Origin of the sequence: Pseudomonas sp. NPDC086251 (genome assembly GCF_044746405.1) — a bacterium.
Taxonomy (GTDB): domain Bacteria; phylum Pseudomonadota; class Gammaproteobacteria; order Pseudomonadales; family Pseudomonadaceae; genus Aquipseudomonas.
In genome coordinates this window covers 174,930-181,199 of sequence record NZ_JBIVBY010000014.1, presented here as the reverse complement: position 1 = coordinate 181,199, position 6,270 = coordinate 174,930, and the positions used below count along the sequence as shown (strand labels likewise).

5 protein-coding genes and 1 pseudogene are annotated in these 6,270 nt (G+C 57.5%); 1 reads left to right on the top strand and 5 read right to left on the bottom strand.

The window, feature by feature from the left end:
• The 5 genes and pseudogenes from ACIPL2_RS18580 to sdhC form a co-directional block, all read right to left on the bottom strand.
• Positions 1 to 367: pseudogene (locus ACIPL2_RS18580) on the bottom strand (2-oxoglutarate dehydrogenase E1 component); the annotation flags it as partial.
• 262 nt (positions 368 to 629) lie between these two features.
• Positions 630 to 1,334, bottom strand: a complete 705-nt coding sequence (locus tag ACIPL2_RS18575) for a succinate dehydrogenase iron-sulfur subunit (protein ID WP_056743991.1) — start codon at positions 1,332 to 1,334, stop codon at positions 630 to 632.
• Between the two features lie 11 nt (positions 1,335 to 1,345).
• Entirely contained in the window at positions 1,346 to 3,121 is a 1,776-nt protein-coding gene (gene sdhA / locus ACIPL2_RS18570) for a succinate dehydrogenase flavoprotein subunit (protein ID WP_059402220.1), read from the bottom strand.
• 3 nt (positions 3,122 to 3,124) lie between these two features.
• Positions 3,125 to 3,493 carry a succinate dehydrogenase, hydrophobic membrane anchor protein gene (gene sdhD / locus ACIPL2_RS18565; protein ID WP_027922414.1) on the bottom strand — a complete coding sequence of 123 codons (369 nt, stop codon included), beginning with the start codon at positions 3,491 to 3,493 and terminating at the stop codon, positions 3,125 to 3,127.
• Positions 3,487 to 3,861: a succinate dehydrogenase, cytochrome b556 subunit gene (gene sdhC, locus ACIPL2_RS18560; RefSeq protein WP_401358429.1), complete on the bottom strand. Its 375-nt coding sequence runs from the start codon at positions 3,859 to 3,861 to the stop codon at positions 3,487 to 3,489. The genes sdhD and sdhC overlap by 7 nt, the downstream gene beginning before the upstream one ends.
• 363 nt (positions 3,862 to 4,224) lie before the next feature.
• Between sdhC and gltA the strand changes: the two genes are divergently transcribed.
• Positions 4,225 to 5,514, top strand: coding sequence for a citrate synthase (gltA, locus tag ACIPL2_RS18555; RefSeq protein WP_401358427.1), 1,290 nt, complete (start codon positions 4,225 to 4,227; stop codon positions 5,512 to 5,514).
• Positions 5,515 to 6,270: the final 756 nt, after the last annotated feature.

Genomic DNA, 6,270 nt, shown 5'->3' with positions numbered 1-6,270 from the left:
CAGGACGCTGCCACAGCCCCAGCGGGTCAAGGTGGGCTGCGTGGTGGCCACGCTTACGGTAGGCGTGGATCTATCGCAGCACTTCAACTTGCTTCTTCTCGTGCTCACTGCTCACGCTGCCGGCGGAAACCGGTTGGGCGCGGCGCTGGTTCTTTGCCAGCAAGACGAAATGATCGCGAATTGTGGAGTGCGAAACATCGGTGGCAGTGTTGCCGTCAGCAGGCAACTTCTGGAAGTAGGTGCGCCACTCTTCTGGCACAGCGTTAGGGTCGTGCAGGTAGAGCTCGTAGAGCTCTTCCACATAGGCAGCGTTACTACCGGATAGGTAGGCGCTGTTCCACATGCGCTGCATCACGCTTTCTTGCATGCTTGGTCACCCTCGGTTAGGGGAACACCACCGGCGTCGACACCGAGCAAACTTGCAGAAGTCCGAATGCAGCGACCAAAACAAGCCACTTAGGATCACGCTGATAGTCCGGGTACCAGCCCGGATGCCCCTGCTTGTCTCATTTCTTCAAAATAAGAGCCGCAGCCTTATAAGCTGCTGCTCAGGTTAAAACTACGGCGCCGGTTGAAGCCTGCGCCGTAGCATCTACGGGTACAGCGGTCCTGCATTTACAGCAGCTGAATCACACGCCGCTTTGCAGCAGCATGTTACGTACGTGACCGATGGCCTTAGTCGGGTTCAGGCCTTTCGGACAGACGTTGACGCAGTTCATGATCCCGCGGCAGCGGAATACGCTGAACGGGTCATCCAGCGAAGCCAGACGCTCGGCAGTCTTGGTGTCGCGGCTGTCTGCCAGGAAGCGATACGCTTGCAGCAGAGCAGCTGGACCCAGGAACTTGTCCGGGTTCCACCAGAAGGACGGGCAAGAGGTCGAGCAGCAAGCGCACAGGATGCACTCGTACAGACCGTCGAGCTTTTCACGCTCTTCAGGGGTCTGCAGACGCTCGATGGCCGGAGCCGGCGTGTCGTTCTGCAGGTATGGCTTAACCTTTTCGTATTGCTTGTAGAAGATGCTCATATCGACGACCAGGTCACGGATTACCGGCAAACCTGGCAGCGGACGAACGATCAGCTTGTTACCTTTGACGACAGCGGACAGCGGCGTGACGCACGCCAGGCCGTTTTTGCCGTTGATGTTCATGCCGTCGGAACCGCAAACACCTTCACGGCAAGAGCGACGATAGGAGAAACCTTCGTCCTGCTCTTTGATCAGGGCCAGCACGTCCAGCACCATCAGGTCTTTACCACCGGTATCGACCGTAAATTCCTGCATGAACGGCGCAGCGTCCTGATCAGGGTTGTAGCGATAAACACTGACTTGCAACATGGCGGCCACCCTTAATAAGTCCGAATCTTAGGTTCAAAAGTCGGAACAGTCTTCGGCGAGAAGTTCACAGCACGCTTGGTCACGCGCTTGTCACCCGGGAAGTACAGGGTGTGGCACAGCCAGTTTTCGTCGTCGCGGTCTTCGTAGTCTTCACGGGCGTGAGCGCCGCGGGACTCTTTGCGGATCTCTGCGGCGATGGCGGTCGCTTCGGCCACTTCCAGCAGGTTCTGCAGTTCCAGCGCTTCGATTCGAGCCGTGTTGAACGCCTGGCTCTTGTCGTTGATCTTGACGTTGGCGATACGGCCACGCAGATCAGCCAGCTGGGCAATACCCTTCTGCATGTATTCGCCGGTACGGAATACACCGAAGTAGTTCTGCATGCAGTTTTGCAGTTCTTTACGCAGGGTGGCGACGTCTTCGCCTTCAGTGCGCGAGTTCAGGCCATCGAGACGTGCCAGGGCAGCGTCGATGTCGGACTGGCGAGGGCGAGCGTAGTCGACGCCTTCTTTCAGGGTCTGTTCCAGGAACAGGCCGGCGGCACGACCGAATACCACCAGGTCGAGCAGCGAGTTGCCGCCCAGACGGTTGGCACCGTGAACCGATACGCAAGCCACTTCGCCTACGGCGAACAGGCCCGGGATGATCTGGTCTACGCCGTCGGCGTCCTGAGTGATTGCCTGACCATGAATGTTGGTGGCAACGCCGCCCATCATATAGTGGCAGGTTGGAACGACCGGAATCGGCGCCACGGCTGGATCGACGTGAGCGAAGGTCTTGGACAGTTCCATGATGCCTGGCAGACGGCTGTGCAGAACTTCTTCACCGAGGTGATCGAGTTTCAGCATTACGTGGTCGCCATCCGGACCGCAACCGTTGCCGGCGATGATTTCCTTAACCATCGAACGGGCAACAACGTCACGACCCGCCAGGTCTTTGGCGTTCGGAGCATAACGCTCCATGAAACGCTCGCCGTGCTTGTTGATCAGGTAACCGCCTTCACCGCGGCAGCCTTCAGTCACCAGTACACCGGCGCCGGCGATGCCGGTCGGGTGGAACTGCCACATTTCGATGTCTTGTACCGGCACGCCAGCACGCAGGGCCATGCCGACGCCGTCACCGGTGTTGATCAGGGCATTGGTGGTGGACGAGTAGATACGACCTGCACCGCCGGTCGCCAGTACGGTGGCGTTAGCGCGGACGTAGGAAGTTTCGCCAGTCTCGATGCAGATCACGATCATGCCGACAAAGGCACCATCTTCGTTCTTCACCAGGTCGACGCCGTAGTATTCGTTGAGGAATACGGTGCCGGCCTTGAGGTTGGCCTGGTACAGAGTGTGCAGCAAGGCGTGACCGGTACGGTCGGCAGCGGCGCACGTACGTGCAGCCTGGCCACCTTTACCGAAGTCTTTCGACTGACCGCCGAACGGACGCTGATAGATGCGGCCCTGTTCGGTACGGGAGAACGGCAAGCCCATGTGCTCGAGCTCGAAAACAGCTTCCGGGCCTACGGAACACATGTATTCGATAGCGTCCTGGTCACCGATATAGTCGGAACCCTTGACGGTATCGTACATGTGCCAGCGCCAGTCATCGTTCGGATCTGCCGAGGCGATGGCGCAAGTGATGCCACCCTGGGCGGATACAGTGTGCGAACGAGTCGGGAAAACCTTGGTGACTACGGCAGTCTTGTGACCACCTTGTGCCAGCTGCAGAGCAGCGCGCATGCCAGCACCGCCGCCGCCAATGATGATGGCGTCGAACGAAAGCGTATTAACTGTAGTAGACATGAATCAGATACCCCAAAGAATCTGCACACCCCAGACGAAGTACGCGAACATCGCGACGCCGCATACTGCCTGGAAGAGGAAACGTATTGCAGTCGCGGACTTGCCGAACGCCATTGGCGTCAGGTAGTCGGTCGCGATGGTCCACATGCCAACCCAGGCGTGAGCGCCGAGGGCAACGAGGGCCAGGAGACTGAAAATACGCATCCAGTTGCTTGCGAACAGTTCATGCCATTGGGCGTAGCCGATGCCAGGATGGGCAACGACGTATCCGATCAGGAAAATGAAGTAAGCCGCGAGAACGACCGCAGACACACGTTGTGCCATCCAGTCATAGAGGCCCGAACGCGACAGGTTCGTGACGTTAGTTACCATATCCAAACTCCTGCCAGAACGATTACCACCACGGAAACGGCGATAACGATTTTCGAGCCCAGTTTGCCGCCTTCAAGCGTCTCACCGATGCCCATGTCCATGATCAAGTGGCGCACACCGGCAACCAAGTGATACAGCAAGGCGGACAGGATGCCCCATGTCACTAGCTTGGCTAGCGGACTGGTCAGACACGCTTTCACCTGACCGAAGCCTTCTTCCGAGTCGAGCGACTTATCCAATGCATAAAGCATGATGGCGAGGCTGACAAAGAGGATGACACCGGAGATTCGGTGAAGAATGGACGTGTAAGCAGTGACTGGGAGTTTGATGGTCCTTAGGTCTAGGTTTACAGGTCGTTGGCTATTCACGGCTTTTTTTCACACTGAAGAGCCCCTAACAATCAGGGCAAAGTTGTTGGGGAGTGCACTGGTCAGGTACCCACCACCCAGGGAGTGCGACCCCCAATAAAGCAGGCCCAAAAGCCCCTGGCGGTCGGAGGCCGAGTATAGACAGTTAGGCTACTAATGACAACGCGTTCACCTTCCCCTAATAGCGCATTGCACAAGTTGGATAAAAGGCGTAAATGGCAGTCAATTTCGAGGAAAAAGTCCGGTTAAAGCCTTCTGGAGCAAGACTTTAGGCAAATTGACATTCGAATTTATCTCACTATAGTGGTGCGGGCCCTGCGTGGGGGGTCTGTCTGATGATTTCAAGCATAAATAGGAGGCCACATGGCTGACAAAAAAGCGCAGTTGATCATCGAGGGCGCAGCCCCCGTCGAGCTGCCCATTTTAACCGGCACCGTTGGTCCCGATGTTATCGATGTTCGGGGCTTGACGGCCACGGGCCGTTTCACCTTTGACCCTGGTTTCATGTCGACCGCTTCCTGCGAGTCGAAGATCACCTATATCGACGGCGACAACGGCATTCTGCTGCACCGCGGCTACCCGATCGAACAGCTGGCTGAAAAGTCGGACTACCTGGAAACCTGCTATCTGCTGCTCAACGGCGAATTGCCGACCGCAGAACAGAAGGCCCAGTTCGTCAGCACCGTGAAAAACCACACCATGGTTCACGAGCAGCTGAAGACGTTTTTCAACGGCTTCCGTCGTGACGCCCACCCGATGGCCGTCATGTGCGGTGTAGTGGGCGCCCTCTCGGCCTTCTACCACGACTCCCTGGACATCAATAACCCGCAGCATCGCGAAATTTCCGCGATCCGTCTGGTTGCCAAGATGCCGACCCTGGCAGCGATGGTTTACAAGTACTCCATGGGCCAACCCATGATGTACCCGCGCAACGACCTGACGTACGCGGAAAACTTCCTGCACATGATGTTCAACACCCCGTGCGAGATCAAACCGATCAGCCCGGTACTCGCCAACGCCATGGACAAGATCTTCATCCTCCATGCCGACCACGAGCAGAACGCATCGACGTCCACCGTACGCCTGGCCGGTTCTTCGGGTGCCAACCCGTTCGCCTGTATCGCCGCCGGCATCGCTGCACTGTGGGGCCCTGCCCACGGCGGCGCGAACGAAGCTGTTCTGACCATGCTCGATGAAATTGGCGATGTGTCGAACATCGACAAGTACATCGCCAAGGCCAAGGACAAGAACGATCCGTTCAAACTGATGGGCTTCGGTCACCGGGTTTACAAAAACCGCGACCCACGCGCAACCGTCATGAAGCAGACCTGCGACGAAGTGCTGAAGGAACTGGGCATCACCAACGATCCGCAACTCAAACTGGCCATGCGCCTGGAAGAGATCGCCCTGACCGACCCGTACTTCATCGAACGCTCGCTGTACCCGAACGTCGACTTCTACTCGGGGATCATCCTCAAGGCGATCGGCATTCCAACCAGCATGTTCACCGTGATCTTCGCGTTGGCGCGGACCGTAGGCTGGATCTCCCACTGGAAAGAAATGCTCTCCAGCCCGTACAAGATTGGCCGCCCGCGCCAGCTGTACACCGGCTACGAGTCGCGCGACATCACCAAGCTGGAAGACCGCAAATAAGACCTGTCTTGCGATAACGTCTTGAGTTGTACCGGGAACGGCCTCTATTTAGATAGGGGCCGTTTTTGTTTGTGCGGCTTTTTGGGTGGTGTACATGATTGGGGGGCATATCCGTTTCTGCTGTTACGGCTGCTATTGGTTTCGCCCTTACGGCGAGTCACTTGGAAGAGCCCCAAGTAACCAAAGGCTCTTGCCCCTCCATTCGGTGCCTCGCTGCGGCTCGGCATGCCCTCACTCCGGCATTGCTCCGGGGGCCCGCCGCCATCGGCCATCCATGGCCGGGGGCGGCTAACCCGGCATCCATGCCGGGTTGCCCCCTGCGCAACGCCTGCGTTCGGCCTCTGGGAAAGGGGCGGCAGATCTGAAGCCAAAGCAAAGCAAAGCAAAGCAAAGCAAAGCAAAGCAAAGCAACGGCAGGATCAAAAAATCGCAGCCTTCGGCAGCTCCTCGACCGTGTGTGACCGCGTATTTGTATAACCCAACAATCCCCTGTAGGAGCGAGCTTGCTCGCGAAGAACGTCAACGATGACGCGCTTCAACAGGATATACGCGGCGCCTATGAGTCCATCGCGAGCAGGCTCGCTCCCACAATGAAGTGGCATACACGCCACGCTTTTCACCACTCAAGGTCGAGCGTTAGCTCGCCTTCAGCTTTTGATCTTGCTTTTGATCTACCCGCCCCATCGGGAGGCTGAGTGGAGGTGTTCATCTGGGGGCAGGCGCGTAGCGCCGTTCGACGCAGTCGAACACATCGAG